This is a genomic window from Paucilactobacillus kaifaensis (genome assembly GCF_005405145.1).
Lineage (GTDB): Bacteria > Bacillota > Bacilli > Lactobacillales > Lactobacillaceae > Paucilactobacillus > Paucilactobacillus kaifaensis.
Genome location: NZ_BJDM01000009.1, coordinates 1 through 25,170, shown reverse-complemented (window position 1 = coordinate 25,170; position 25,170 = coordinate 1). Strand labels below are relative to the sequence as shown.

Annotated in this window: 27 protein-coding genes and 1 riboswitch; of the genes, 15 read left to right on the top strand and 12 right to left on the bottom strand. The window is 38.4% G+C overall.

Going from position 1 to position 25,170, the window contains the following annotated elements; translation table 11 throughout:
- The 8 genes from aroF to FFM51_RS05160 all read left to right on the top strand — a co-directional run bounded on the left by aroF (nucleotide 1) and on the right by FFM51_RS05160 (nucleotide 7,104).
- Complete coding sequence (gene aroF, locus FFM51_RS05195) at nucleotides 1-1,026, top strand: 3-deoxy-7-phosphoheptulonate synthase (protein ID WP_137597582.1); 1,026 nt, start codon at nucleotides 1-3, stop codon at nucleotides 1,024-1,026.
- Entirely contained in the window at nucleotides 1,019-2,083 is a 1,065-nt protein-coding gene (aroB, locus tag FFM51_RS05190; RefSeq protein ID WP_137597581.1) for a 3-dehydroquinate synthase, read from the top strand. Before aroF ends, aroB begins: the two co-directional genes overlap by 8 nt.
- A gap of 153 nt (nucleotides 2,084-2,236) precedes the next feature.
- Nucleotides 2,237-3,412 (top strand): chorismate synthase, encoded by a 1,176-nt coding sequence (gene aroC, locus FFM51_RS05185; RefSeq protein WP_137597580.1) that lies wholly within the window; start codon nucleotides 2,237-2,239, stop codon nucleotides 3,410-3,412.
- A 12-nt stretch (nucleotides 3,413-3,424) separates the two neighbouring features.
- Entirely contained in the window at nucleotides 3,425-4,717 is a 1,293-nt protein-coding gene (gene aroA / locus FFM51_RS05180) for a 3-phosphoshikimate 1-carboxyvinyltransferase (RefSeq protein WP_137597579.1), read from the top strand.
- Nucleotides 4,718-4,730: 13 nt separating this feature from the next.
- On the top strand, nucleotides 4,731-5,576 hold the full coding sequence (locus tag FFM51_RS05175; RefSeq protein ID WP_137597578.1) for a prephenate dehydrogenase: 846 nt from the start codon (nucleotides 4,731-4,733) through the stop codon (nucleotides 5,574-5,576).
- A 6-nt stretch (nucleotides 5,577-5,582) separates the two neighbouring features.
- Nucleotides 5,583-6,098 (top strand): shikimate kinase, encoded by a 516-nt coding sequence (locus tag FFM51_RS05170; RefSeq protein WP_137597577.1) that lies wholly within the window; start codon nucleotides 5,583-5,585, stop codon nucleotides 6,096-6,098.
- Nucleotides 6,091-6,357 carry a chorismate mutase gene (locus tag FFM51_RS05165; protein WP_137597576.1) on the top strand — a complete coding sequence of 89 codons (267 nt, stop codon included), beginning with the start codon at nucleotides 6,091-6,093 and terminating at the stop codon, nucleotides 6,355-6,357. The genes FFM51_RS05170 and FFM51_RS05165 overlap by 8 nt, the downstream gene beginning before the upstream one ends.
- A gap of 75 nt (nucleotides 6,358-6,432) precedes the next feature.
- Entirely contained in the window at nucleotides 6,433-7,104 is a 672-nt protein-coding gene (locus FFM51_RS05160) for an HD domain-containing protein (protein ID WP_137597575.1), read from the top strand.
- Here FFM51_RS05160 and FFM51_RS05155 read toward each other — a convergent pair.
- Together FFM51_RS05155 and ybaK are read right to left on the bottom strand one after the other, a co-directional pair.
- On the bottom strand, nucleotides 7,085-7,843 hold the full coding sequence (locus FFM51_RS05155; protein ID WP_137597574.1) for a hypothetical protein: 759 nt from the start codon (nucleotides 7,841-7,843) through the stop codon (nucleotides 7,085-7,087). The two genes, FFM51_RS05160 and FFM51_RS05155, sit on opposite strands and share 20 nt — an antisense overlap.
- Nucleotides 7,844-7,893: 50 nt before the next feature.
- Nucleotides 7,894-8,391: a Cys-tRNA(Pro) deacylase gene (ybaK, locus tag FFM51_RS05150; protein ID WP_137597573.1), complete on the bottom strand. Its 498-nt coding sequence runs from the start codon at nucleotides 8,389-8,391 to the stop codon at nucleotides 7,894-7,896.
- 168 nt (nucleotides 8,392-8,559) lie between these two features.
- Here ybaK and FFM51_RS05145 point away from each other — a divergent pair, with 168 nt between their 5' ends.
- On the top strand, nucleotides 8,560-9,288 hold the full coding sequence (locus tag FFM51_RS05145) for a GntR family transcriptional regulator (RefSeq protein ID WP_137597572.1): 729 nt from the start codon (nucleotides 8,560-8,562) through the stop codon (nucleotides 9,286-9,288).
- A gap of 88 nt (nucleotides 9,289-9,376) precedes the next feature.
- Here the strand turns inward: FFM51_RS05145 and FFM51_RS05140 are convergent, their stop codons facing one another.
- Entirely contained in the window at nucleotides 9,377-9,823 is a 447-nt protein-coding gene (locus tag FFM51_RS05140) for a universal stress protein (RefSeq protein ID WP_137597571.1), read from the bottom strand.
- A 313-nt stretch (nucleotides 9,824-10,136) separates the two neighbouring features.
- Between FFM51_RS05140 and FFM51_RS05135 the strand changes: the two genes are divergently transcribed.
- The 3 genes from FFM51_RS05135 (at nucleotide 10,137) to FFM51_RS05125 (ending at nucleotide 12,162) form a co-directional block, all read left to right on the top strand.
- The gene (locus FFM51_RS05135) at nucleotides 10,137-11,147 is read left to right on the top strand and encodes a lipoate--protein ligase (RefSeq protein ID WP_137597570.1); all 1,011 of its coding nucleotides are present in this window, start codon (nucleotides 10,137-10,139) and stop codon (nucleotides 11,145-11,147) included.
- 135 nt (nucleotides 11,148-11,282) lie between these two features.
- Nucleotides 11,283-11,681 (top strand): hypothetical protein, encoded by a 399-nt coding sequence (locus FFM51_RS05130; RefSeq protein WP_137597569.1) that lies wholly within the window; start codon nucleotides 11,283-11,285, stop codon nucleotides 11,679-11,681.
- A gap of 4 nt (nucleotides 11,682-11,685) precedes the next feature.
- Entirely contained in the window at nucleotides 11,686-12,162 is a 477-nt protein-coding gene (locus FFM51_RS05125; RefSeq protein ID WP_137597568.1) for a hypothetical protein, read from the top strand.
- 283 nt (nucleotides 12,163-12,445) lie between these two features.
- On the opposite strand, the gene FFM51_RS05120 is transcribed toward FFM51_RS05125, so the two are convergent.
- From FFM51_RS05120 to FFM51_RS05110, 3 genes are all read right to left on the bottom strand, one after another.
- Entirely contained in the window at nucleotides 12,446-13,300 is an 855-nt protein-coding gene (locus FFM51_RS05120; protein ID WP_137597567.1) for an SAM-dependent methyltransferase, read from the bottom strand.
- A 93-nt stretch (nucleotides 13,301-13,393) separates the two neighbouring features.
- On the bottom strand, nucleotides 13,394-13,804 hold the full coding sequence (locus tag FFM51_RS05115; protein ID WP_137597566.1) for a helix-turn-helix domain-containing protein: 411 nt from the start codon (nucleotides 13,802-13,804) through the stop codon (nucleotides 13,394-13,396).
- Nucleotides 13,805-13,846: 42 nt separating this feature from the next.
- Nucleotides 13,847-14,749: an alpha/beta fold hydrolase gene (locus FFM51_RS05110; RefSeq protein ID WP_137597565.1), complete on the bottom strand. Its 903-nt coding sequence runs from the start codon at nucleotides 14,747-14,749 to the stop codon at nucleotides 13,847-13,849.
- Nucleotides 14,750-14,840: 91 nt separating this feature from the next.
- On the opposite strand from FFM51_RS05110, the gene FFM51_RS05105 reads away from it, so the two are divergent.
- Nucleotides 14,841-15,779, top strand: a complete 939-nt coding sequence (locus FFM51_RS05105) for an alpha/beta hydrolase (RefSeq protein WP_137597564.1) — start codon at nucleotides 14,841-14,843, stop codon at nucleotides 15,777-15,779.
- On the opposite strand, the gene FFM51_RS05100 is transcribed toward FFM51_RS05105, so the two are convergent.
- Entirely contained in the window at nucleotides 15,776-17,737 is a 1,962-nt protein-coding gene (locus tag FFM51_RS05100) for a cation:proton antiporter (protein ID WP_137597563.1), read from the bottom strand. The genes FFM51_RS05105 and FFM51_RS05100 overlap by 4 nt on opposite strands.
- Before the next feature lie 193 nt (nucleotides 17,738-17,930).
- On the opposite strand from FFM51_RS05100, the gene FFM51_RS05095 reads away from it, so the two are divergent.
- The gene (locus FFM51_RS05095) at nucleotides 17,931-19,298 is read left to right on the top strand and encodes a glutamate--cysteine ligase (RefSeq protein WP_137597562.1); all 1,368 of its coding nucleotides are present in this window, start codon (nucleotides 17,931-17,933) and stop codon (nucleotides 19,296-19,298) included.
- A 227-nt stretch (nucleotides 19,299-19,525) separates the two neighbouring features.
- Here FFM51_RS05095 and FFM51_RS05090 read toward each other — a convergent pair whose 3' ends face one another.
- The 5 genes from FFM51_RS05090 to FFM51_RS05070 form a co-directional block, all read right to left on the bottom strand.
- On the bottom strand, nucleotides 19,526-19,855 hold the full coding sequence (locus FFM51_RS05090; protein WP_137597561.1) for a magnetosome magnetite crystal formation protein family: 330 nt from the start codon (nucleotides 19,853-19,855) through the stop codon (nucleotides 19,526-19,528).
- A 57-nt stretch (nucleotides 19,856-19,912) separates the two neighbouring features.
- The gene (locus tag FFM51_RS05085; RefSeq protein ID WP_137597560.1) at nucleotides 19,913-20,566 is read right to left on the bottom strand and encodes an energy-coupling factor transporter transmembrane component T family protein; all 654 of its coding nucleotides are present in this window, start codon (nucleotides 20,564-20,566) and stop codon (nucleotides 19,913-19,915) included.
- Nucleotides 20,566-21,972, bottom strand: a complete 1,407-nt coding sequence (locus FFM51_RS05080; protein ID WP_137597559.1) for an ABC transporter ATP-binding protein — start codon at nucleotides 21,970-21,972, stop codon at nucleotides 20,566-20,568. Before FFM51_RS05080 ends, FFM51_RS05085 begins: the two co-directional genes overlap by 1 nt.
- 9 nt (nucleotides 21,973-21,981) lie before the next feature.
- Complete coding sequence (locus FFM51_RS05075; protein WP_137597558.1) at nucleotides 21,982-22,545, bottom strand: ECF transporter S component; 564 nt, start codon at nucleotides 22,543-22,545, stop codon at nucleotides 21,982-21,984.
- A gap of 94 nt (nucleotides 22,546-22,639) precedes the next feature.
- A riboswitch (TPP riboswitch) is annotated at nucleotides 22,640-22,728 on the bottom strand.
- Nucleotides 22,729-22,771: 43 nt separating this feature from the next.
- The gene (locus FFM51_RS05070) at nucleotides 22,772-23,728 is read right to left on the bottom strand and encodes a nucleoside hydrolase (RefSeq protein ID WP_137597557.1); all 957 of its coding nucleotides are present in this window, start codon (nucleotides 23,726-23,728) and stop codon (nucleotides 22,772-22,774) included.
- A 180-nt stretch (nucleotides 23,729-23,908) separates the two neighbouring features.
- Between FFM51_RS05070 and FFM51_RS05065 the strand changes: the two genes are divergently transcribed.
- Nucleotides 23,909-24,910 carry an NAD(P)/FAD-dependent oxidoreductase gene (locus FFM51_RS05065; protein ID WP_137597556.1) on the top strand — a complete coding sequence of 334 codons (1,002 nt, stop codon included), beginning with the start codon at nucleotides 23,909-23,911 and terminating at the stop codon, nucleotides 24,908-24,910.
- The last annotated feature ends 260 nt before the right edge of the window (nucleotides 24,911-25,170 follow it).

Sequence of the window (25,170 nt, the reverse complement as noted above, 5' to 3'; positions counted from 1 at the left end):
ATGATAATTATTCTAAAAGAAAAAACAGCCGCTCAAACCAAGAACCGATTACAACAGCATTTTGGTAATAAAACAGACCTCTTCATTCACAAAAATCGTGTTGCCATTAATGGTGTAAATGAAGCTGATCTGACTGTTGAAGAACAAGCAGGAGTACAAGAGATCATTATGGATCATCCGGCTGCTGTTCAAGGCAGCAGAGCATTGCACCCTGAAGATACTATTATTAAGCTCCCTCATACTATAATTGGTGGCCCGGCAGGTTTCACAATGATGGCTGGACCTTGCTCAGTTGAATCAGAAACACATGTTGCTAAAATGGCGAAGGTTGCTCATGATGGAGGTGCAACAATTTTACGGGGTGGAGCCTTCAAACCACGAACATCACCATACTCATTTCAAGGATTAGGTGTGGACGGACTTAAATTTTTGCGACAAGCAGCTGACCAGCAGGGGATGGACATGATCACTGAAGTTATGGATGAAGAGCATTTAGATGTGATCTGTCAATACGCCGATATGCTTCAAATTGGTGCCCGCAATATGCAAAACTTTTCTTTATTAAAAGCTGTCGGGAAGACTAATAAACCGGTATTATTAAAACGTGGGATGTCTGCTTCGATTGATGATTTAATGAATGCGGCAGAATACATCGCAGCTGGTGGGAACCACCAAATTGCCTTATCTGAACGAGGTATTCGTACTTTTGATAATAAATACACACGAAACACCTTTGATGTTAGTGCGGTTCCTGTTTTGAGAAAGCTAACGCATTACCCCATCATAGTTGATCCAAGTCATGCTGAGGGTCACTGGGATCTAGTAACACCAATGGCGCTTGCTGGTACTGCCAGTGGTGCCAACGGGTTAGTAGTTGAAATTCACGATAACCCAGCTAAAGCATTTTCAGACGGACCACAAGCATTAAAACCAGAAATTTTCAGAGAAATGACTAAAGAAGTATTTGCACTACATGAAGTTTTAAATTCATTTGTCAGTCAAAAAGGAGCCGTTGTAAATGGCTAAAGTAACAGTTGAATTACCTGATAAACATTATGAAGTTCAAATTGAATCCGGGTTATTAGAACAGATTGGCTCATTGGTGACCAATGTGTGGCAGCATCGTCAGATTGCTTTGATTAGTGATTCAAACGTTGCACCGTTGTATCAAGAAGACGTAAAGCATCGATTAACTAGTAGCGGCTTTAGTGTAAAAAACTACGTTGTTCCAGCTGGCGAAAGTTCTAAGGCATGGAATGTGGCTGCCGACTTAACTGCTAGAATGGCCGCCGACCATTTTACGCGTACGGATGGTGTAATTGCATTAGGTGGCGGGGTAGTCGGTGATTTAGCAGGCTTTGTAGCTTCAACGTACATGCGAGGAATTAGTTTTATCCAAATTCCAACGTCACTGCTTGCACAAGTTGATAGTTCTGTAGGTGGTAAAACTGCAATTGATTTGGGGGAAGCTAAGAATATTATTGGGACCTTTTATCAACCAGATGCAGTTTTTATTGATCCACAGACCTTAGCAACGTTATCTGATCGCTATGTGGCAGAAGGCTATGCTGAAATTGTTAAGACAGCCGCACTAGATTCACTGGAGTTTTGGCAGCTGATCGAACAGATTAATTCTGTTGCAGATATTCGTAAACATGCGACTGAATTAAGTCAACGTAGTATTGGGTTTAAGGCGCGAATTGTGATGGATGATGAAAAAGAAGCCGGGAATCGTCAATTGCTGAATTTTGGTCATACGATGGGGCATGCGATTGAACTATTGGCCCATGGTAGTCTTGCCCATGGTGAGGCCATTAGTGTGGGTATGGTGCATTTAACACGGATTTTTGAGAAATTAGGGTTAGCTCAGGATGGAATAACTCGTGAAATTAATGATCGGCTTACGGTTGTCGGATTACCAACAGACTCTGAGTTACTCAACACAGCTGCTTTTTATGACAAGATAAAAAATGACAAGAAGAATAAAAATGGTAAATTAAACTTGATTTACATTTCTGCAATCGGGAAGCCAAAAATATATCCGATTAATAGTGATCAGGTGCAGGAATTTTTTGAGGGTTGATTAATTATTTTAAAACGTGCTAATTAAGCCAGTCTTCTAGGGCTAAGCCAATTAAATGCCATTCGCTAAGACTGCGAACATCATTTAATTATCTTAGCCTACGAAGCCTAAGCGGCTTAATTAGCACTCTATACTAATAAAGGAGCAAATAAAATGCGTTATGTAACTGCGGGAGAATCACATGGGCCGGAATTAACCGCCATTATTGAAGGTGTACCAGCTGGACTTACGCTGTCAGTTGATGAAATCAATGCTGATTTAACACGACGTCAGCAAGGATATGGGCGAGGCAATCGGATGAAAATCGAAACTGATCAAGTTAAGATTTTATCTGGTGTTAGACATCAAATCACAATGGGGTCACCAATTACATTGAATGTTACTAATCGAGACCACGCCCACTGGAATGAGATCATGGATCCTATGGTTGAAGCGACTCCCGCCAACAGTGTTCGTCAAGTTGTTCGACCACGACCAGGTCACGCAGACTTAGTCGGGGGTATGAAGTATCGGCATACTGATTTACGAAATGTATTGGAACGGTCAAGTGCACGTGAAACAACAATGCGGGTGGCAGTGGGCAGTTTATGCAAACAAATTTTGTCGCAGCTTGGTGTTGAAGTATTGGGATTTGTACGAGAAATTGGCGGAATTGAATCTGATGCAAATAAATTAGAACAATTTACTGATTTAAAAGAATTAAAGCAAGTCACTGACGCGAGCGAAACTAGAACTTTTGATGAACAAGCTGATCAAAAAATGCGTGATTTAATTGATGAAACAAAACGTGCGGGCGACACTTTAGGTGGAGTAGTTGAAGTGATTGCGACAGGAATGCCAGCTGGGCTAGGAAGTTATGTGAGTGCTGATACGAAGCTAGATGCTAAGTTAGCAGCTGCAATTGTGGGTATTAACGCGTTTAAAGGCGTCGAATTTGGTGATGGTTTTACATTTGCACATCGTCCTGGAAGTGAGGGCATGGATGAGATTTTCTGGGAAGAACAACGCGGTTTCTTCAGAAAAACTAATCACTTGGGCGGTTTTGAAGGTGGAATGACTAATGGCATGCCAGTAATTGTGAAGGCTGTAATGAAGCCTATTCCGACTTTGTATAAGCCCTTGATGAGTGTGGATATCAAGACCAAAGAGGCCTACAAGGCCAACGTGGAACGATCTGATACCACTGCCGTAACTGCAGCAGCAGTGGTTGCTGAAGCAATGGTAGCAATTACGCTTACGAAAGCTATTTTAGATAAATTTGATACAGATTCAATGGAGCGTTTAAAAGAACAAGTTACAAACTATCGTGAGGAACTAGTAAAATATTAGGAGATGAAACTGATGACAACAATTGATTTACCACAAGCAGAAAATGGCCTTCATGGAATGTTAACCGTTCCAGGGGATAAAAGTATCTCCCACCGTAGTATTATGTTAGGGGCCATCAGTCATGGAACAACCGTGGTTGATCATTTTTTGTCTTCAGATGACTGTCTCCACACGATCGCGGCCTTCAAGGCCTTGGGTGTCGAGATTAATATCGATGAAGATCAAGTAACTATTGAAGGTAAGGGTGGATTTCAAAATTTCACTAAACCAAATCAGCCACTAGACATGGGAAACTCTGGTACATCAACTCGCTTATTGTTAGGCTTGTTGGCCAACCAACCATTTGATATTGAAATGTTTGGCGATGATTCTTTAAGCAAGCGACCCTTAAAGCGAGTAATTGATCCTTTGACAGCAATGGGAGCAAAAGTAACCGCCACAGCCGATAATTTTTTACCACTAACATTACACGCAAATGATGAACTTGTGGGCATTGATTACAAAATACCGGTTGCCAGTGCTCAAGTTAAAAGCGCACTAATTTGGGCGGGATTACAGGCAAACAATAATAGTCATCTGACAGAAAAATTGGTTACACGTGATCACACTGAGCAGATGATACGCCAATTTGGCGGACGAGTTAAACAAGCTGGTTTGGACATTGAAGTTGAACCACAGAGTGATTTTCAGTCGCAACATATTACTGTTCCAGGTGATATTTCATCTGCAGCGTTTTTCATTGTAGCAGCAATTTGTGTTCCCAATAGCCAGGTGACATTAAAACAGGTAGGATTGAATCCAACGAGAATTGGAATTTTAACTGCACTGGATAAGATGGGAGCTAAATACGAAATTACTAATCGTTCTAATACAGCTGAAGCAATTGGTGATTTGACGATAAGATCACAAAATATTCATGCACTTAACTTAGGAGCCGAGGATATTCCAGCATTGGTGGATGAATTACCACTGGTAGCATTAGCAGCAACTCAAGCTACAGGTACCACGATTATTAGTGGCGCCGAAGAATTACGGGTCAAAGAAACTGATCGAATTAAAACTGTAACTGCAGAATTAAAAAAATTTGGTGCCAAAATTGAAGAGCGGCCGGATGGGTTTGTTATCGAAGGTAAGACACAATTACATTCCCCCGATGTGGCTGTCGATTCACATGGGGATCACCGAATTGGAATGATGTTGGCAATTGCTAATTTAATTGCAGCAGGAGCAGGGAAACTTGAAAATGCTGAAGCAATCAACGTTTCTTACCCAGAATTTTGGCAGGATTTGGATCAATTACGGTAAATGAGGCGAGAAGATGAAAATAGTGGTTGTCGGTTTAGGAGAAATGGGTGCGTCATTAGCGCTCGCAATTAAGAATAGTCAACCAGATAGTGAGATCATCGGAGTTGATGCTGACGAACAAACATTGACACGTTCTCAGAAAATTGGATTGACATCCCAAGTTGCCAAACAGCTGGGGGATGTTGCAGAAATTGCGGATGTGATAGTTTTGGCAACACCAACCAAGATAATTATTGAGTTACTGCATCAACTTAGGCACTTACAGTTAAAGAAAAATGTTATTATCACCGACACTGGCAGTACTAAGGTGCAAGTGATGAATGCTGCTAAACCATTGATTGAGCATGGAATTTTGTTTGTGGGTGGACACGCAATGGCGGGGACGCAAAAAGCAGGAATTGAAGCAGTTAATGCGAATTTGTATGACCAGGTTCCATATTTTTTGATTACGGAAAATAAAATTGCACGACAACGAGTAAAAAAATTGCTTAGGCCATTGCATGTTAATTTTGTGGATATCACGGCCCAAAAACACGATCATATTATGGCACAACTAAGCGATCTGCCACATATCGCTGCTGCGGCACTGGTGAATAGCACTGAAGCAACCCTCAATGACGAACCACAATTACCAAGGTTTGCCGCTGGTGGCTTCAAGGATACTACGCGAATCGGTGCTGCTGACCCGCAAATGTGGACTGATGTTTTATTAACTAATCGAGATGCTACTTTGGCAGCACTAGAAGGGTACCAGCAGCAAATCCAACAGATCATTGATGGCTTAAAAAGGGATGATGCAAAACAAATTCACTCGTTTTTTGAATCGTCAAAACAAATTAGGTCCAAGTTTGAGGAGTGAAATGACATGTCAAAACTAATTTTAGTCGGGTTTATGGGTGCTGGTAAAACAACGGTTGGTCAAGAACTTGCTGGTCGGATAAAGACCATTCAATATGATTTAGATCAGTTGATTGAGCAACAGTTGGGTGAATCAATCGCCACTTATTTTGAGCGCAATGGTGAGACAGTGTTTCGGTCCTTTGAAACGCGGGTTTTACAAGATTACTTAGACACCCCCGGAATTTTATCGACTGGTGGTGGTATTGTAATGCAGGCGGCCAATCGAAGCATGCTAGGTGCTACCAAGGCGACTGTTGTCTACTTACGAACACAGCCACAGCAGTTATTGAAACGGCTAGCAAATGATATGCAACGGCCGTTACTGAAACAATTAAACCGTGAAACTTTTATTGATTTGTGGAATTATCGTGAGCCATTGTATCAAGAGGTTGCTAATATTGTCGTTGATACTGATAATTTGACTCCTAGTGAGATTGCCGATGAAATAGTTGCAAAAATCAGTGTAAGTGAGGATGAATGAAGTGATTGATGAATTAAGAGATCAAATTGACCAGTGTGATGATCAGATCATGAAAGCATTGGACCGACGATTAGAAATCGTGAAACAGGTGGCAAAATATAAAGAGGAACATCAGCTGCCAATCAGGCAACCAAAGCGAATGACGGAACTCACCGATCGATTAATCAAACAATACAGTAATGATAACTTATCGCCAGTGTTGATTAAAAAGTTGTATCAATTAATTATGGACTATGCAATTGAATTAGAACAAAAATAGTATCCACTTTGAAGCGGCGGATACTATTTTTTGTTGTAAACTAAATACAATAAGAACGGTAAAGGAGATTTAATAATGCAAAGAGAACAGACAGAACAATTACAACAGATTAAGCAATTTGTTCAGCTTGAAGAGGGCAAAGATAAGAGCGGTCATGGAATGGATCATTTGAGCCGAGTGACCAAAATGGTGGAGCAAATTTGTCAAACAGAACCAGCGGATTTATTTATTGCCCTGATTGCAGCATGGTTACATGATGTGATTGATGACAAGTTGACTGATGATCCAAATGGCCAACAAGATAAGGTAATTAAGTTTTTACAAGATATTGGATTAAGGCAGGCCCAAATTGATGCAGTAATGCTAATTATCAAGAATATGTCATTTGCAAAATCACTAGATGGCAAGGCAAAAACTTTATCAATTGAAGGACAGATCGTTCAAGACGCGGATCGATTAGATGCCATTGGTGCATTAGGGATTGCACGTGCTTTTTATTATAGTGGACACACTGGTGAAGATATTTATGATCCACAAAAAAAGCCCCGGTTGAACATGACTAAAGAACAATATCGTCATGAACCTGGGACTGCAATTAATCATTTTTACGAAAAACTATTATTACTGGCGCCACAACTAAATACTGTTACGGCGAAAAAAATTGGGGAAAAACGCCAACAAGTAATGCAAACATTTTTGGCTGAATTTAAGGCTGAATGGAACGGTACTACAGAAAGTGGCCAATAATTCGGAGAACTAAGTTAGTGATTATTGCGATTAGCAGTGCAAACAGCATTGCTGTAATAAATGGAATCATAAGCGACTGTATTACGTTAATCAGCGCAGTAGACCAGCTAAGCAAACTAAATAGTGCTGCAACTAAAACGATAAAAATGGTCAAACTAATTAATCCTAAAGCTGAGTTCTTTAAATCTGCTTGACTAAGATCAAAGCCACCAAGACAAATATTGATGACTAATAATACCCAAATTAAAAATCCCCAGAAGCCATAGGTGGGTGTAATTAACATTGGTGAAGTTAGTTCATGATTGGTTAACAAATTTTGCCAAGATGATAGACTGCTAGGTAACAACCACTTTGTAATAAAGTAAATGGCAATAGTGTTACCAATGATTGGTGCAATCCCAATGAGGACATTACCAAATTGTTGATAAAAATTATGCTTGTTCCAGGTATGGTTAACGTAACCTAGGGAGTTATCAGTTGGATCATATTGCTTGGGATTTCTGAGAAGCCGAAACGAAGTAATGTGGTGGCCAAAAATCAGTGCCATTAATAGGTGACTCGTTTCATGGATAATAACCCCAAACCAGCCACCAATAATCTGGGCACGAAAACCAAAGTAGTTGACCACTTGGCTTTTACTGTTTCGGTTAATGATAACTAATCCGGTTCCCAACAGGCCAGGGATGATAATTAAATATAAAATTGTTTGACCAAGTGTAGTTGCAATCGTTTGTAACATACTAATCCTCCAAGCAATACTAGTTGGTGCTTTTAGTAGCAGTTGCTGCTTTAATTTTGCCGTAAATCTACAAAATCGGCGTGAACTAAGTTAGCAAGATCTGTGGCATTAATTTTAATTGATCGTCCGATTTTACCAGATGAAACGTAAATTGTCGCTGGTTCTTGGGCCGATTGATCAATATATATCGGATATTTAAACTTTTCGTAAATTCCCACCGGCGTGTTAGCACCATGTTCATACCCAGTAGTCTTTAGAAGATCTTTTAATGGCACCATATTAACTTTTTTATTGCCAGAAACTTTTGCTAATTTTTTTTCGTCTAAATGGTAGTCAATGGGTAAAACGCCGACAACTGGGCCAGTAGCGTTACCCTCTAAAACTAATGTTTTATAGATTAAATGCTCGTCAATATCACTGTGATCAACACTCAGCTGAGCTACATCACCATCTTGATGAGTTGGGAATGCTGCCTGCTCGTAAGTGATTTTATTTTTATCTAGGATTTGTTCAACTAGTGTTTTTTTAATTTTTTTCTTTTTACTCATTTTGTATGGATTCCTCCGGATATTTTTATAAGAACTAAGTGCTGTGTTTCGAACTTTTTTGATCGTGGTTCGCACCAATTTTTTAAAAGTATACAACCAATTATAAAAATCTGTTATACTCATGTCAGGATAAGCAAGCAATTGTCGTAAAATTAGGAGTTTAGTGTGATGGCAGACTTAGTATATCGCAAGGTCATGCATGATCTCAAAACGCGAATATTTAAAAATGAATTTAATAACAAAAAATTACCTGATGAGCGAAGTCTAAGCGAGACATATGGCGTCAGTCGTAGTTCGATTAAGCGAGCATTGAATGTGTTAGCACAGCAGGGAATTATCTTCAAAAAGCGTGGATCGGGAACTTTTATTAATCCGCTGTATTTGAAGAATCAATCTTTATTCAATTATGAGGGGACTAACTTAGGGGTTACCGATAGTTTTCACTTGGAGGGAAAAACGCCAACAGTAAAACTATTAGACTATCAGGTGGTTCCTGCAAGTGTGGAACTACAACAAGACCTCTTTTTAAATGATAACGATTTTGTTTATCAAATCAAGCGATTACGTTTATTTGATAATAAACCGATCATTATTGAAACTGGATACATTCCGATTAAAGTGGTACCCGCATTGACACCAGATATAGTAAAAGGATCAATCTTCAATTATTTAGAAGATATTGAGGGCAAATCAGTTACCAAATCATTTATGTCGATTTTAGCCGAACCATCAAATGAAGAGGATCAGCAGTTACTAGGGTTAACTGAAAAGGAACCCGTCGGCATTATGGAAGGGATCTTCTTTTTAGATGATGGGACCCCATTTGAAGTTTCGAATATGAGACTACATTATAAATATTTGAAATACAATACGTTTGTTAGCTTGGGTGAAGAATAACAAATTACAGGCTCGTAAAAAAACTCATACCTAGTATAAAACACTAGGTATGAGTATTTTTTTATATTATTAACTGATTTGTAAAATCTTACTTGATTTTTACAACCAATACATCTGATTTAGCCGTTCGATTAACATAACTTGTCACTGAGCCAACCATGAATCGTTCGACAGCTGATAATCCGGTAGTTCCAATAACAATTAATTCATTGTTATGATCTGCAGGGAATTCCCTTGCAATAACCGGTTTTGGATTACCAAACCGAACATGGATGCTTACATCGGTTAATCCGGCGTCAGTTGCTTTTTTCTTTAAATCGTTTAGACGTGATTCAATTTCTTCAACAAGTCCATAGATGACGTCGCCACTAACTGCGCCACCATAGCTGTCACTAAACTGGTTCACTTCAACGACATTTAAAATATCGAGATGGGTATTATTTTGTAAAGCAACTTGAATTGCTTTATCAATTACTTGAGCGGTTGCTTTAGAACCGTCAACTGGAGCAAGAATATTTTGATACTGTTGTGTCATAACAAAAACCTTCTTTCCAATTCTTATCTGACTTAATTATACTATTGATTGAGCTTTGTGTAAGCCCTTCAATTTATTTTATTGTGATTTTGTAAACATTAATTAACTTAAACAGCCAAAAATGCCTAATTAACTAGTTTTTAATTGATAGACCAAGGAACTTTTTTCACTATCTTACTATCTGCAAGCTAGTTTGAAGTAATCTGTTCAATAGTTTATTGTAATCGGTTTCACTGGGTGCTAAAATTTGTTTGTAAGACAAGGCAGCAGCACCATGAGTTAGCTAATATATTGTAGTTGGAGGATAAAAAATATGCGTTATGTGGCAATGAAATCTCATAATATTGGGGAGAACTTGGCAACTGAACAATATTTAATGAACAACAAAAATTTTGGTGAACCATTACTATTATTCTATTATGAAGAACCTTGTATTATTGTTGGCCGTAATCAAAATACATTAGAAGAAATTAATCAAAAATATGTGCAGGATCATAATATTCGGGTGACCCGCCGATTATCTGGTGGCGGAGCTGTTTATCAAGATCTGGGCAATTTATGTTTTAGTTTTGTGGTAGATAGTGATAGTGAAGATTTTGGGGACTTCAAGTCATTTACACAGCCGATTGTGGATGCATTACACGAAATGGGAGCCACCACTGCCGAAGTAAGTGGGCGTAATGATATCTTAGTTGATGGTCGTAAGTTTTCTGGTAACGCGATGTATACTCGCAATGGAAAAACTTTTTCACACGGGACGTTAATGCTGGATGTTGATTTAGATGTTGTGACTCATGCCCTCAATGTTCCAGAAGACAAAATTAAGTCAAAGGGAATTAAATCGGTGCGTTCGCGGGTCACTAATTTGAAACCATTTTTATCACCTGAATATCAAGACTTATCAGTGCCGGAATTTCGAGATATCTTGTTAAAAAAATTGTTCCATGTCGATGACCTAGCTCAAATAAAAGAACAAGAATATGTAGTTACTGATGAAGAACAGGCCAAAATCGATCAAATTTATGAAGAATACTATAATAACTGGGATTGGGTTTATGGTAAATCACCAGAATTTTCAGTGCAAAAGCGCCAGCATTTTGATATGGGGACTGTTGATGCTCGTATCCAAGTTGAAGATGGTAAAATCAAAAACATCAAATTCTTTGGTGATTTCTTTGGCCCACAGGATATTAGTCAGCTAGCTGAGCAGTTGAAGGGCATTACTTACAATCGAGAAACTTTGACGAAAGTCTTAACAAACGCAGATACTACGCAATACATTGTTGGAGTCAGTGTTGCACAGTTGGTTGATTTATTAGCATAAAATTTAATTGATATTAAATTTTAGGTCTATCTCACACTGGGATGGACTTTTTTCTTAGGCAATTTTAATTGAAGTAGCTCTTGGGGTTCATTAATAGTAGAATAAAACTATATTCAATTAAACGGGGGATCCAACGTGAAAGCAGCTAGACAAGTAATCTCATATTCAACAATTTCACTATTACTTTACTGTATCGTTAGTTTGATGATGTATCATCTTAGCGGAACTTCCTTAGCAAGTAGCGAAGTGATTAATCATATCGGCATAGCGATTGTACTATATTTACTAGTAATTATATTTAGTGCGCTTAACTTTCGTTTCTCTGTGTACTTAACCATCTTTGTGCTACTGATCTATACAATTGCATTATTTGGGGCATTTTTTGAAATTAACTTTCATGCCAAAGTTGGTTCTGTTTTTAGATTAAGTATTGATGTTTTAAGTGTCATTGGGATTGTAATGAATGTTATGGCGGGAATTGCAGCAATTAGACAACGAGGACAATATATTAGTCCGAGATTAAGAAGGAAGTAATTTAATGAAAATCAACGTTCAAACATTTGTGGATCAAATTCTTGCTGATAAATTTCAAACAAAAAAAGAAACAGTAACTGTTAAGCAAGTTGAGGAAACTAAAGCAATTGAAGCTGGATTAAAGTATCTTAGCGATAATGCCAACAAAAATGAATTATCTCAATTTGAATGGATTGTTAAGGTACCTGCCGGTGAAAATGTTTCGGTTCGGTTAGAGACCAGTGTTATTAATTTGCCATTGATGAACTCAAAAACAATTACTAAAATATTGGACGTTAACGAGGAACGTGAAGTAAATGTGTATTTAGTTTGTGAGGCCGCCGATTTGAATCGCTCAGGTCTGAGAATTGACCAGTGTGCTTCGCTAACTTCATTAGCGGATGATCCAGATAGTGCTGGAAAAATGGCCAAAGAATGGATTACTACCCAATTAACCACCATTGAGAGCAATCGAGCTGCCGCTAAGGAAGAAAAAAAGTAATTTGAATTATGGCACGGAAGATGATACAATGACTGCATGCGATGAGTCGAGAAAGTCAGACAATCTTTTGGTTGTTTCGCGCAAGCGACTAGTGACATTTCGGGTGGGGCGCATATTCCTACCGGATTATGTAGGGCGTCCGATTATTAGCGTTGTGGAGCGCTGTTAATCTGAGGTAGCACTGCTACCAATACACATCAAAAATAGAACTGCGATCCTGTTATGGGATGCAGTTCTATTTTTTATTTCAATTGGTTGATACATTGAGCAATGGTAAAGCCGTTTATGCGCACTCAAATAGTTTTTCATTAATTAAATCAAAACTCTTAAACTGAGTATTAATTTGGTCAATGGTACTATTTGGGATGATTTCAACGTTATTCCAAAAGGCAGAGGAGTTGGTTGCTCCATTTTGTTCGCCAATAACTAGTAATTTGATATTCCGAGCACTATTTCTGATTTTTTGTAGCAGTTCCCAATCGGTTGTTTGTTTATCTGGCGCCCATGACATAATTACGTATTTGATCTGTGATTCATATTTGTCAAAAGCGGATAATGCATCCAGCGACTCAATTGTGGTTACCGGATGTTTGCCGGTTTCGTTTTCTGTTGTCCATGCTTGACTATCGGTGGTAATAACGATTTGCTGTGAATTTAAGTTTTTTAATCCCTTTGAAATATATCCATTACCGGCCATTACCTCTAGTACTGGTTGGCCATCAGTTAACTGTGATAGTTGCTTAACGAATAATGAATTTGTGTACGACCACATCCCGTATGTTGTCTCTAAATAATCACGATAGTTACGTAATAAACGGTCTAATTTAGGCAATGCATCAACATAAAGTGACCATTGTTGGTCACCGGCAGGATCGTCTGGTGCATATTTGGACTGAATTGCATTAAAAATAGTGTCTTGAATATTATCGGGCAGTAATAACTTTGGAAGAGGTTGTGGTAGCAGCCCATTTTGTAATAAACGATTACTCTCCAAAACATTATTAATTAAATATTTAATTGCTGGAAAGAAATCAAATAAATCGCGATAATGAGTCAGTTCACTGATATAATTATTAGTTTTAACTTGCTTATGTTGTTTGATGACTTTTTTCAGTCGTTTACGTTGTTTAGGATTCATAGGGTCTTTCCTTCATTAGGTTGTGGTTTTTGTAGACTTATTTGCATGACTGGATGTCTAACCTAGACATTTTCAGGTCCTGCTCATAATTTTTTATAAATCCAAGTCCAATTCTTCTTGCGTTGCATAGAATTTTTCTGTTTCACGACGTTTTTGGCGACCATGGAGGTAACCGTCAATTAACTGAAATATCTCATAACGGTCCTGGCTGGTTAAGGTAGTGTGATTGAACGATAATTCCTTTCCTGAAAGGAATAGTTTTCCTAGATCGTAATCGTTTTGATCAGATTTACCAGTTAAATAATCCAAACTAACATCAAAATACTCGGATAACTTACGAGCTTCAATATATGAAGGGGTACGGATACCGCGTTCCCAGTTACCAATTTGAGACGGAGTATTAGCTTTTTCACCACTGGTCAAATGTTGGTTTAGGGCAGTTGCTAATTCTTTTAAGGTGATATTTTGCCCGCGACGCAATGCTCTTAATCGTTCTGGAAACATTTACTCACTTCCTTGCACGTTTACTTGATCATGTAAATTTACTTACCTATAATGTAGCACATTTTTGCCTAACCATCGTGCAATAAATTGATAAACTTGTTCTCGATGAGTCTCATTTAGGATTTCGTGGCGCATTCCATCAAAAAGTTTTAAAGTTGTTTTGGAAAAACCAGCGTTTGTTAATAAGTTAAAATGGTAGCTGGGGCCACGGCCAAACTTACCAACTGGATCATGGGTACCACTAGTTATCAAGATTGGTAGGTCAGAACGAATACCATTAATCCATGCTGAACTAGTAGCCCGCTTCATTAGTGAAAATAAAGTATAGAATCCATTGTTGGTAAACGTAAACCCGGACCACGGATCTTGATCATACTGACTAATAATTTCTGATGAATGGGTCAACCAGGAAAATTTAACGTGGCGGTTAAAGGGCTTTGAGAAACTCCCAAATGCCATTGCGTCTAGAAAGCGACCAATACGATGAGGAGCAATTTGATTTAGTGAACTGATTATTGGCCAAGCTGGAACTAATTCACGATGAACGGCACTAGTCCCAATTAAAATTGCACCGTCAATTTCGTGATCTAAAATAGGTAAAAGACATTGAGCCATCATCGAACCCATGCTGTGTCCGAGTAAGACATATGGTAAACTAGGGTAGTCTTTTTTTAATTTGTGACACAGGTTGATTTCATCTTGCAATAAGAAATGAACGGCATTGCCGTGACTAAAATAACCCAAGTTATTATTGGTAGCTGAGTGTCCATGGCCAAGATGGTCATCACCGGCCACAATGAATCCTTGTTTGGCTAAAAACGAGGCAAATTCTTGATACCGGTTAATGTGTTCTGCCATTCCGTGAATTATTTGAATTACCCCAATGGGATTGCCGGTTGGTAGCCACATTTTAGCGTATAAGTTAGTTTGGTGATCGGAAGACATAAAATGAAATTCAGTGGGTACGAGAAGACCTTCTTTAAAGAAAAATTTTAGTTAAATTAGTACATAGATATCTAGAAATGGAGATTTGTAAATGAAAGTTAAACGTTGGTTAATTGTAATTATTACTGTCATTGTTATTTTAACCGGAGGCCTACTAGCAGGTGGTTTATATTTTTATCAGGTTGCAGTAGTACCTAGTCATAAAAGTTTTATCAGTAATCAAACGGTAATCAAAAAGTCAGATCCATTATATCATCAAAAAAAATGGTTTCAGCAAGTTAATAAACAACACTGGACTATGCAATCAGCAACTGGAAATTTAAAGTTGGTTGCTGACTATGTTCCAGCACAAACAAAAACAAATAAAACTGTTTTGATTGCCCACGGGTTTATGGGTAACAAAGAAAGTATGGGAGCCTACGCTTATTTGTTTCATCAACTAGGATATAACGTACTATTACCAGATGCTCGCGGCCAAGGAAACAGCCAGGGAAATTATATTGGTTATGGTTGGCCAGATCGCTTGGACGATAAAAAATGGATCAACAAAATTATTGCTGCTAATGGCCAACAGTCTGAAATTGTTATGTTCGGTGTTAGTATGGGTGGTGCTACGACGATGATGACCAGTGGGGAAAAGCTGCCGACACAGGTAAAAGCTTTCGTTGAAGATTGTGGGTATACAGGGGTTAAACAAGAAATTAGCTATCAAGCAAGGCAGATGTATAATTTACCTAGCTTTCCATTAGTTGACGTGGTTAGCTTGATTACCCGCGTGCGTGCTGGCTATTTCTTTGGTTCAGCCAGTTCCCTCAATCAATTATCACATAATCATCGACCAATGTTATTTATTCACGGAGCTAAAGATACATTTGTGCCAACTGAAATGGTTTATCAAAATTATCGTGCTACTAAGGGACCAAAACAATTATGGGTTGTTAAAAACGCGCAACATGCAAAATCTTACGCTACTGCACCAAAGGAGTACCGTAAACATATTGCCAATTTTTTGGCACAATACATGCATTAAGTCATTGATTGCATATAGACTAGTTCATCGGTTGATATTTTTTCGTTAAGGTGATTGGCGAGTTCTTGGGAAATGTTTTGACTAGCCAGTTCTTGTTGAACGTAGGTGTGTTCCGATTGAAATGCCTGAATAAATAAATTTTGTAATAAATCACTTTCTAATGTTTGTCGATCATTAATAAACCTAGTACGGGCCGTATAAGTACGACGTAACATGGCAACTTCAGTTCGATTATCAGCATTTTCAATAGAATCTAGGTAGGTAATTACAGCATTGCTAACATTGCCTAAGACCTCAATTGTGGCTGCTTGTTTAGTTTTAAAGGCGGCTTTTTTTTGTATTATTTCTGCAGTAGATAACTTTGGCTTGTGGCGGCGAATTAGTCTTTTGTTTAGGCTTCGTTTTAACCGGTGCCACAGGAGCTTAGTGAAACTCCGATTACTAGAACGAAAGGCCGTTCGTTCTAAAAAGCGTTCGTAGTAGGCTTGGGTCTGATTAGATATCTGGCCTTGATCATTTAACTGTTCAATGGTTGTTTGCTCAATTTGGCGGGCCTGGTTAGCCAAGGCGAAAAATTGTTTGCGATCAACTGTTTGCTTGATATTAGCCTGACTAGCTAACGTTTCCGTGGCTTGTCGTAATTCTTCAGTGGTTTGGTTATTTTGTTTTAGTTCAGCTACTGCAAATGAAACCAAGCGGTTAACATGGTGGTCAAACTCTGCAGCTGTGTAGCTTTTTTGTTTGACAGGCAATGTCAATGGGAAAACAATAGCTGGCACTAGCAGACTAATTAGAATAACGATAGCTGCAATTAAAATAATTTGATCACGATAGACAAATAAGTGATGGTTAATCATAGTTGGAATTGAGAAAGCCATGGCTAAGGTGATCGTACCATGAACACCGCCTAAAGCAACTTGCCAAGCGGATTGATGTTCATTGGCAGTATGTCGTTTTAGTTTTACAAGCCCAAAGCGAACCCAAAGGTATCGAATTAAAAATAGTGTCAGGTACAAACCAACTGCAATCAAAACTAAAAGACTAATATTAGTTATATTATTTGATGTGATAACTGTTGGCAGCGTGGCACCTAATAAGACAAACACAAAGCCGTTTAGAATATCCTCAATAATCGTCCATGTGGTGGATGTGACAATCTGCAATTTAGTTGAAGTAAGCTGGAGACGGTCGTGCAATATACTGTGAACCAGACCGGTGGCAACAACCGCTAAAATACCAGAAAGTCCTAGCCGTTCAGCTGACCAATAGATTACGAGTGGGGTCATGATATTGATTGGAATAACGATTGCACTGATATCCGCATGTGACTGGGTCAAATGCAAGCGCAACTGAACAATTAATGTACCGACGATTAAACCAAAGAAAATGCCCCCAAAGAAAACTTTAATAAAGTCTAAAATACCTAAGCCCAGTGAAAATGAGCCAGTGGTATATGCGCCAAGTGCTAAATTAAACAAAACAATACCAGAAGCGTCATTAAACAACGATTCGTGCGTAAGAGTCGTGTGAACTCGCTCGGGTAAGATAACATTTTTAGTGATCGAATTTACTGCAACTGCATCAGTGGGTGTAATGATTGCTGCTAACATTAAAGTAATAGGTAAAGCCATGGTAGGCCAGAGCATGTGAGCTGAAAAGCCAACCACTAAAACTGTGAAAATAGCTAAAAAAACAGACATTGATAAAATTGAAGATATATTTTTTGATAAACTCCTAGTTGACTGGTTTTGGCCGTCGTTAAACATTAACGGGGCGATAATTGCTAACATGAATAACTCTGGTTCGAGCGCGAAGTGGTTAAACTGGGGGTCAAGTGATAGTAATAGACCAGCTATAATTTGGTAAACTGCTAATGGCACTTTTGGCCAGATCAAGCTCAAAATATTTGCCACTACAACTGCAACGGTCAGAAGCATAATTGAAAGAATAGATTCCATTTGTGGGCCTCGATTTTTTATTAATTTGGCATCTATTGTACCAAATGATGACTAATTATGGTTTAAATATAAGCAAATACTAACTATTAAATTAAAACTTGGTAAGAAAAATATTAATGATTCAATTGACTTTACGTTCTGCAGTATGTAAACTGATACAAATCATTGATTGCAAAATGAGGAAGCGATTAAAATGTTTAGTGAGATTGGACAATTAATTTTTGATAATGAAGCTGTAGCTAAGACACAAGATTTTACTATGGGATTAGAAATTGAGATGCAACGTGTCGATGAGAATGGTGAGTTAAGTAAGGAACCATATCCAGCCGGTGTGGGAGATGAGCAAATCAACCCTTGGGTTACAAATGACTTTCTGGAGACGATGTCTGAAGTTGTTACACCACCTGCTGCGCATGCACTGGATGCAATGCACTATTTGTTTGGTATTAATAATGCATTACGGACAGCATTAGCCCCTGGTAAATTACTATGGCCACTTTCGATGCCACCTAGATTGCCACAGGATAAGCAATCATTGCTGTTAGCTAAAATGGGTCCTAAAAAAGAAGCCTATTTAAAAGAGTGGCTGAAACGGCATGGCTTTTCAGAAGGAACACCTTGTGGTGCACATATTAATTTAAGTATTGACCCACGTGTATTCGAACTCGTGTATCCACACTTAAAGGACCGATTTGAAAGTAGAACCGAACTTGAAAATTACATGTATACTAAAATTGCACAAGGCTTTATGCGTTATCGCTGGTTAATTACATATTTATTTGGTGCTAGTCCAATTGCTGAAGCTAACTATTTTGAAAATAATGAAGGGCCTGCAGGGCCAATTAGAAGTGTACGGCAAAGTTCATATTGCTTTGGTACCAAGTTTGTCGGTGATTACAGTAATGTAAGTCGTTATGTTCAGCGAATTGAGCAAGGTGCTAAAGATGGGACGTTAATTTCAGATTATGAATTTCATGGAGCTGTCCGATTTAAAGGTGCTGGTAAGTTGTCAGAGTTGCCCCAGTCTGGAGTGAAGTACTTGGAGTTAAGGATGCTAGATTTGGATCCTAGTAGCTCAGTTGGCGTTCGAACCAATACCCTCCGGTTTATCCGATTAATGGCTAGTTATTTTATTATGACGCCTGCTCTGCACGAAGCAGAAGTGAATAAGGTGTTAATGCGGGCTGACCAAATGAACGAAGAGGTAGCAACTGAATCGCCAGATGCAATTTGCAAGTATCAAACGAATGCGCGTGCTATGTTAGATCGCCTAGAACGCTATGCTAATCAAATTCAGTTAGGACCAGAATACCAAGAAGAATTAGAGGATTTAGAGGATCGAGTAGAAAATCCAAAGACAACTCCTAGTGCCCGACTGACTGTGCATATCAAAAATGGTTCATTAAGTGAATATGCACTAGAACGTGCTAAACGATATCAAAATTCAGCATTGCAAACAATTCGGCCGTTTCGTGGTTTTGAATCTCAAAAGAAGTTGTCGGCAGATGATTTAAAACAACAATTATTTACGGGAAATTGGGACCCGGATACGGATAAATAAAGAGCGTAAACAACCGTGGTTAGAAATTGGAATGCAACAATAAAACAGGGGGATGATTCGAATTATGAATCATCCCCCCTGTTTTATTGTTTTTTGCAGGTTGAGTGTGTTTCAGATAAAGAGTCCGAGCACACTTGTTATATACGATAACCATCTGCAATTTCTTGCAGATTTTAAGATATGAAATCTCGTGGGTACCTATGCAATATAAATTAAAATAGTAAGGATTAGTCAATAAAGACCTGAATGGCTTTAACAATATTATACAAAAATAACCCAACTGAAATCAGACCAACGATGGCCAGCATACCAATGAATAACCAACTAGTTGACTGAATGTTATTAGTAATAAACCCGTACACCGCACCTATGACAATTAGGATGATTGCCAAAATGGCTGGGATTAATTGAGTCCAAAAAGCCCTACTAGCATGGTGGCGGATATCAGCTTGATTGCCACCAACAATCCAGACAATTAGTGGAAAAATAACAGGCAAAAATAGGATACTCAAGTAACTTAAACCGTTAATAATTTTGTTGCGTGCATTGTAATCCATTTTACTCACCCCTTATTGTAATTGTACCAATAAGGGGTATCGGAATAAAATATTTTGCTATGGTAAGAGCCAAATTGGTAGTTGAATTGCTAATATAATAACTATTAACATACTGTAGTCGATGATTGTAATTTTAATTTGACGATAAAACGTTCGGGGTTGATCTTCAACAAAACCATGAGAGATCATAGCTTGAGCAAGGTTTTCTGACCAGTTTAGGGCAACTAAAATAGCTTTAAAATACAATTGTGGTGACCACCAAGATAAGACAATGCCACGCATTAAACCAGCGGTGCGGATTGTAACAATTGCTGATTTAATCTTTGGTAGCATATTGAAAGCAGCCAGAGTTCCATAAGCAAATTTCGATGGTAAATGCCAATTTTGTTCAAGACTGAGAGCCAAATCTAGTGGTGTACTCGTTAGTGTAAAGCTTGCTCCCGCGGTGACATAAACGTACATTCGTGTGAACAGCACCCATGCAAAATGTAGGTCATGATCGGGGCTAAAGTAATAAATTGTCACAAACAGACCTAATGCCGGTAAAAATGGAACAACTCCTAAAAGTAATAATGATCTGAATGAAGTTTTGTGAATCATTAAATAGAATAGACTACCTGTGATCAAAATTAAATTAGCACTGAGACTTTGAGTGAAAGATACTTCTAATGAGATTAGCAAAACTAACAATAATTTTAGACTGGCATTCATCACAGCACCTCCTGATAACTAAGTTGCTGTTGCGCAAATAAAACATGATAATCGATCCACTTAGCTAAATCAGTAAGTTGATGACTGATCATAATCACGGTTTGCTGTTGTGCAAGACTAGCTTTTTTTATCAAAACAAGCACAGCGGCAAGCGAATCAATATCGAGTCCTCTAAGCGGCTCGTCTAATAACAAAATTTGTTGACCACTGATCAGCATAAGCAGGATCTGCAACTTCTTTTTTTGACCTTCACTTAGTGAATAGACAACCTGATCTAAGCGATCTGATAAGTTCAATCTGCTCAATGAGTCTTTGATTAGTTGATCAGTAAAGTAAGTAGTTAAGCGGTGCTTTTTGCTAAGCTCAATTTCTTCAGCAACTGTAATTGCCATAAATTGGTTTTCAGCTTCCTGAAATACTAAGCCAACCTGACGAGTAAGTTTTTTTTGTTTCATTGATTTGACATCATGACCACTGACTAAAATTTTCCCCTGATAAGGTGTCAATTTAATGATGGCGTTAAACAGGGTAGACTTACCGATTCCATTCTCACCTGTAATCAGTGTGATTTTATTTTTAAAGAAAGTGAATTTTGATTGCTCCAACAAAGTTTTATTTTGTTGAGTCAAATGAAAATGATCTAGTGTAATTACTGGCTGGTCATATTCAGAGGGAAGTTTGATTCTTGTGGTCATCGTTATTGGTTTAAATTGAGAAAATAATTTTTTTTTGGCATCTTGTGTCAAAGCAACAATATTACTATCGCCAGGATTAATTTGGAAAACTTGATCGGCGATTTCTTGGTATCCATGTAGATCATGCTCAGCCAAGATTATTGTTTTATGGTGTTTGTCACGTAATTCAGTCAGTTTAGCTAGTAGATGGTTGCGGGCACCGGGATCGATACTTGCAAAGGGTTCGTCCAATAAGATTACCGAGCTATCCATGGCTACAATCACCGCCAAAGCTACTTTTTGTTTTTCACCGCCTGAGAGAGTATTAAAATTTTGATCAGCAAGTTCAGTGCAGTCAACAAAGTTCAAAGATTCAGTAATACGAGCATTCATTTCACTGGGTTTAACTTGTAAATTTTCCAATACAAAAATAAGTTCGTTTCTAGGTGTATCCATGGTAAACTGCTGATTTGGGTTTTGAAATAGCATCGCTATTTGATGCTGATTTGTTGATAAATTGATACCATCAATAGTGATATTGCCGCTAATTAAATTACCGCCAAATTGAGGATATAACCCTGCAATTATTTTTAGCAAGGTTGATTTCCCGCTACCAGATGGGCCTACCAATACATTAAATTGATTTAGAGGTAATGCGATATTTACATTTTCAAAGATTGGCGCATCTGGTTGATATTTAAATGTAAGGTTATTAACGGTTAGTGAATGCATAACGTCTCCTTAGCGGTGTAATACGTGACTTCGTTCCAATAAACTGGTAATTAATTTAACAAGAATACCACCAAAGAAAAAGATAGAAATAAATCTGACGACTAATAATAAAAATAACATCTTTGGCGAAAATGCAGCATAACCATTACGAAACATATCCCAAGCAAACGTTCCGACCGTAGAGGTTAAGGTGGTCAGGAGTAAAGTAATCCAATTGTAGAAGCGATAACCAGTTAACGTGAAGCCTAATTCGATTGCAACTCCTTGAATGGCACCAGAAATCATGGTTGAAGCGCCCCACTGGCCACCAAAAAACATTTCACCTACAGCAGCTAGAAATTCACCTAGAAAGCCAGCACCGGGTATTCTTAACATAAAGCCAGCTAACGGGCCAGCCATAATCCAAAGCCCCATTGAAATGTCATTAGCCAGTGGCGCCAAGCCAACTGGTGTTAGTGCTACTGTTAATCCATCATAAATAAAATTGGTGCCAAGAAAAATAACGCCAAATAAAATCCCAATTAGTGCTAGTAAAATAATGTCGCGAACGTGCCAACGTGCTCGTTGATTCATATCATCAACCTCCCAATTTTTTATCAAATTACAAATTGGAGTAAAAAACGTCTCTCCAAATGAAAGGAGAGACGTTAACTAATCGTTAATCGAATTGATTGACTAATTATCTCCCTTCGCTGGTCCTAACCAGAGCAGGTTCAATGGGTATATCTCAGCCAAATGGCACCCCAGATGTAAGATGATTCATAGTTAATATAATTTATTTAGTACTAAAAAGCAATTATTATTTTTTAAATAGTGTGGTTAGATAGTTCATGAAAGTGCTGAGATAACGATCTTTATCGACATCAACGGCAACTTTCACGTTCGTCGTTGGATCGTTTAATCGGGCGTTATCACCAATTGTTCTACCGTAATTATTGTCGTCAGAGGTAACCTTCATATTAAGATCAATTGTTTTAACAAACGAGGAATCTAGAGCAACGCCGACGGCAAGTGGATCGTGCAAGGCACAACCTGTTTTATCAATTCCTAAATTGTAGTAAGCGTCAATATAAAAGTCGGTAATGTCAGCGTATGCCTTACCAGCATCGGTTCCTAAGTTGCGCCATACTTGTGTTTCGGCCTTAGTTAATAATGTTCGTAACGTCACGTCTAAACCAACCATGGTGATTTTTAAAGCACTGCGTAAAACGCGATCGGCAGCTTGTGGATCCTGATTAATATTGGCTTCGGCATAGGGGGTAACATTACCTTCAACGGTCAATGCACCACCCATAAATGTAACATTGCCAATTAGATGAGCAATTTCAGGATCTTTAGCCAGTGCGGCATCAAGATTAGTCATTGGACCAGTTGGCACAAAAATTAAGTTTTCGGCGTATTCGTGAGCTGCTTTGATGATAAAATCAACCCCAGGTTCTGTTTCAATAGGCCGTTTAGCGGTTGGCAATTCAACTTCACCAATGCCGTTATTACCATGAATATCCTTACTTACTTGCATTACATCAAAATGATCTGTGGTACTGGAATGACTGAGCCCCAGATAAACGGGAACATCGGTTGCACCTAGCAGTTCTAGTAATTTCAAGCTGTTAGCTCCAGCCTGTTCAATGAGACAGTTACCATATGAACTGACAATTCCGATTAGGTCTACGTCGGGAGCTGCCAGTGCATAAGCAATTGCCAACGCGTCATCAACGCCAGTATCTAAATCAAGAATCATTTTCTTCGTTGCCATCAAATTACCTCCAATATATTTTATGAAAGCCTTATCACATTTCAATCATAGCGAACTAATTACTAAAAGACAATTGATATCCGGGATTTAGTTAATATTTTTAGAGTTTCGGCATAATGAAATGATAATTTTAGCTAATTAGTGTAAGATTAATTAAATTAATGAGGAAGGTTGTTTGGAATGGAAGAGCAAGTATATGATGTTACAATCGTTGGTGGCGGGCCAGCAGGAATGTTTGCTGCCTTTTATGCCGGGTTGCGTGAATTAAATGCACAATTGATCGAAAGTTTACCCCAACTTGGCGGACAGGTGGATGCATTGTATCCCGAAAAGACGATTTTAGATATTGCTGGATTGCCCAATATTCAGGCCAATCAAATGATTTCTCAGTTACAACAGCAAATGCAAGAGACACCAATTGATACTTTCCTTGGCGAAACAGTTACTGATGTCGTCAAAGATGAGCAGGGGTTTAAGATTGTCACTGATCGACGAACCTCATATTCAAAAACGGTAATTATTGCACTGGGAAATGGAGCTTTTACACCGCGGAAATTAGCGATTGATAATGTGGAGCAGCTTGAAAATAAGCAGCTGTTTTATTATGTAACTCACAAAGAAGACTTTCGTGATCGGCGGGTGTTGATTGCAGGTGGTGGTGATTCAGCTGTGGATATGGCCTTGATGCTAGAACCAATTGCAAAACAAGTTCACTTGATGCACCGACGGGAAACATTTCGTGGCTTAGAACATGAAGTTAGTTTACTAAAACAATCTAGTGTAACTTTACAAGTACCATATTTGTTAAAACAAATCGAAAAGACATCTGCAGGCGCACTCGATTTGACCATGAAGAAAATGAAATCAGACGAAGAGAAGCATCTTGAGGTTGATGATGTCATTGTTAATTATGGATTTACTTCGGATAATAAGGCTCTTACTAGCTGGTCGCTTGATTTTGATGAGCAGCGTCATGACATTGTAGTTAATTCGGACATGCAAACAAGTGTTGCCGGAGTGTATGCCATCGGGGATGGAGTCATTTATCCTGGCAAGGTAAAATTGATTGCTACCGCGTTTGGCGAGGCTCCTACAGCAATTAGTTCAGTTGTTAATCAGATTTATCCAGGTAAGCGGGCACCGATTCATAGCACTTCAATTAAATTAAGTGAGAATCAGTAGCGTCGTATAAGGCTTGTTGAATATGTTGGAATATACTTTGCTATATCGTCAAGTTATGGCAGCTTAAAACTTGAGAGTCATTTATTATACGTTTATTTGAAACGTGTAAACTAACTGCAGAGGTCTGTATAAATTTAAAAAACCCGAAGATCCTTCGTTTTTGAAGAATCTTCGGGTTTTTTAGGGTCTACACTATCTGGTGTTGGTAAATAACCAATATCAGATTTTTTTGCATATTAAAAGGACATGACATCCTTATG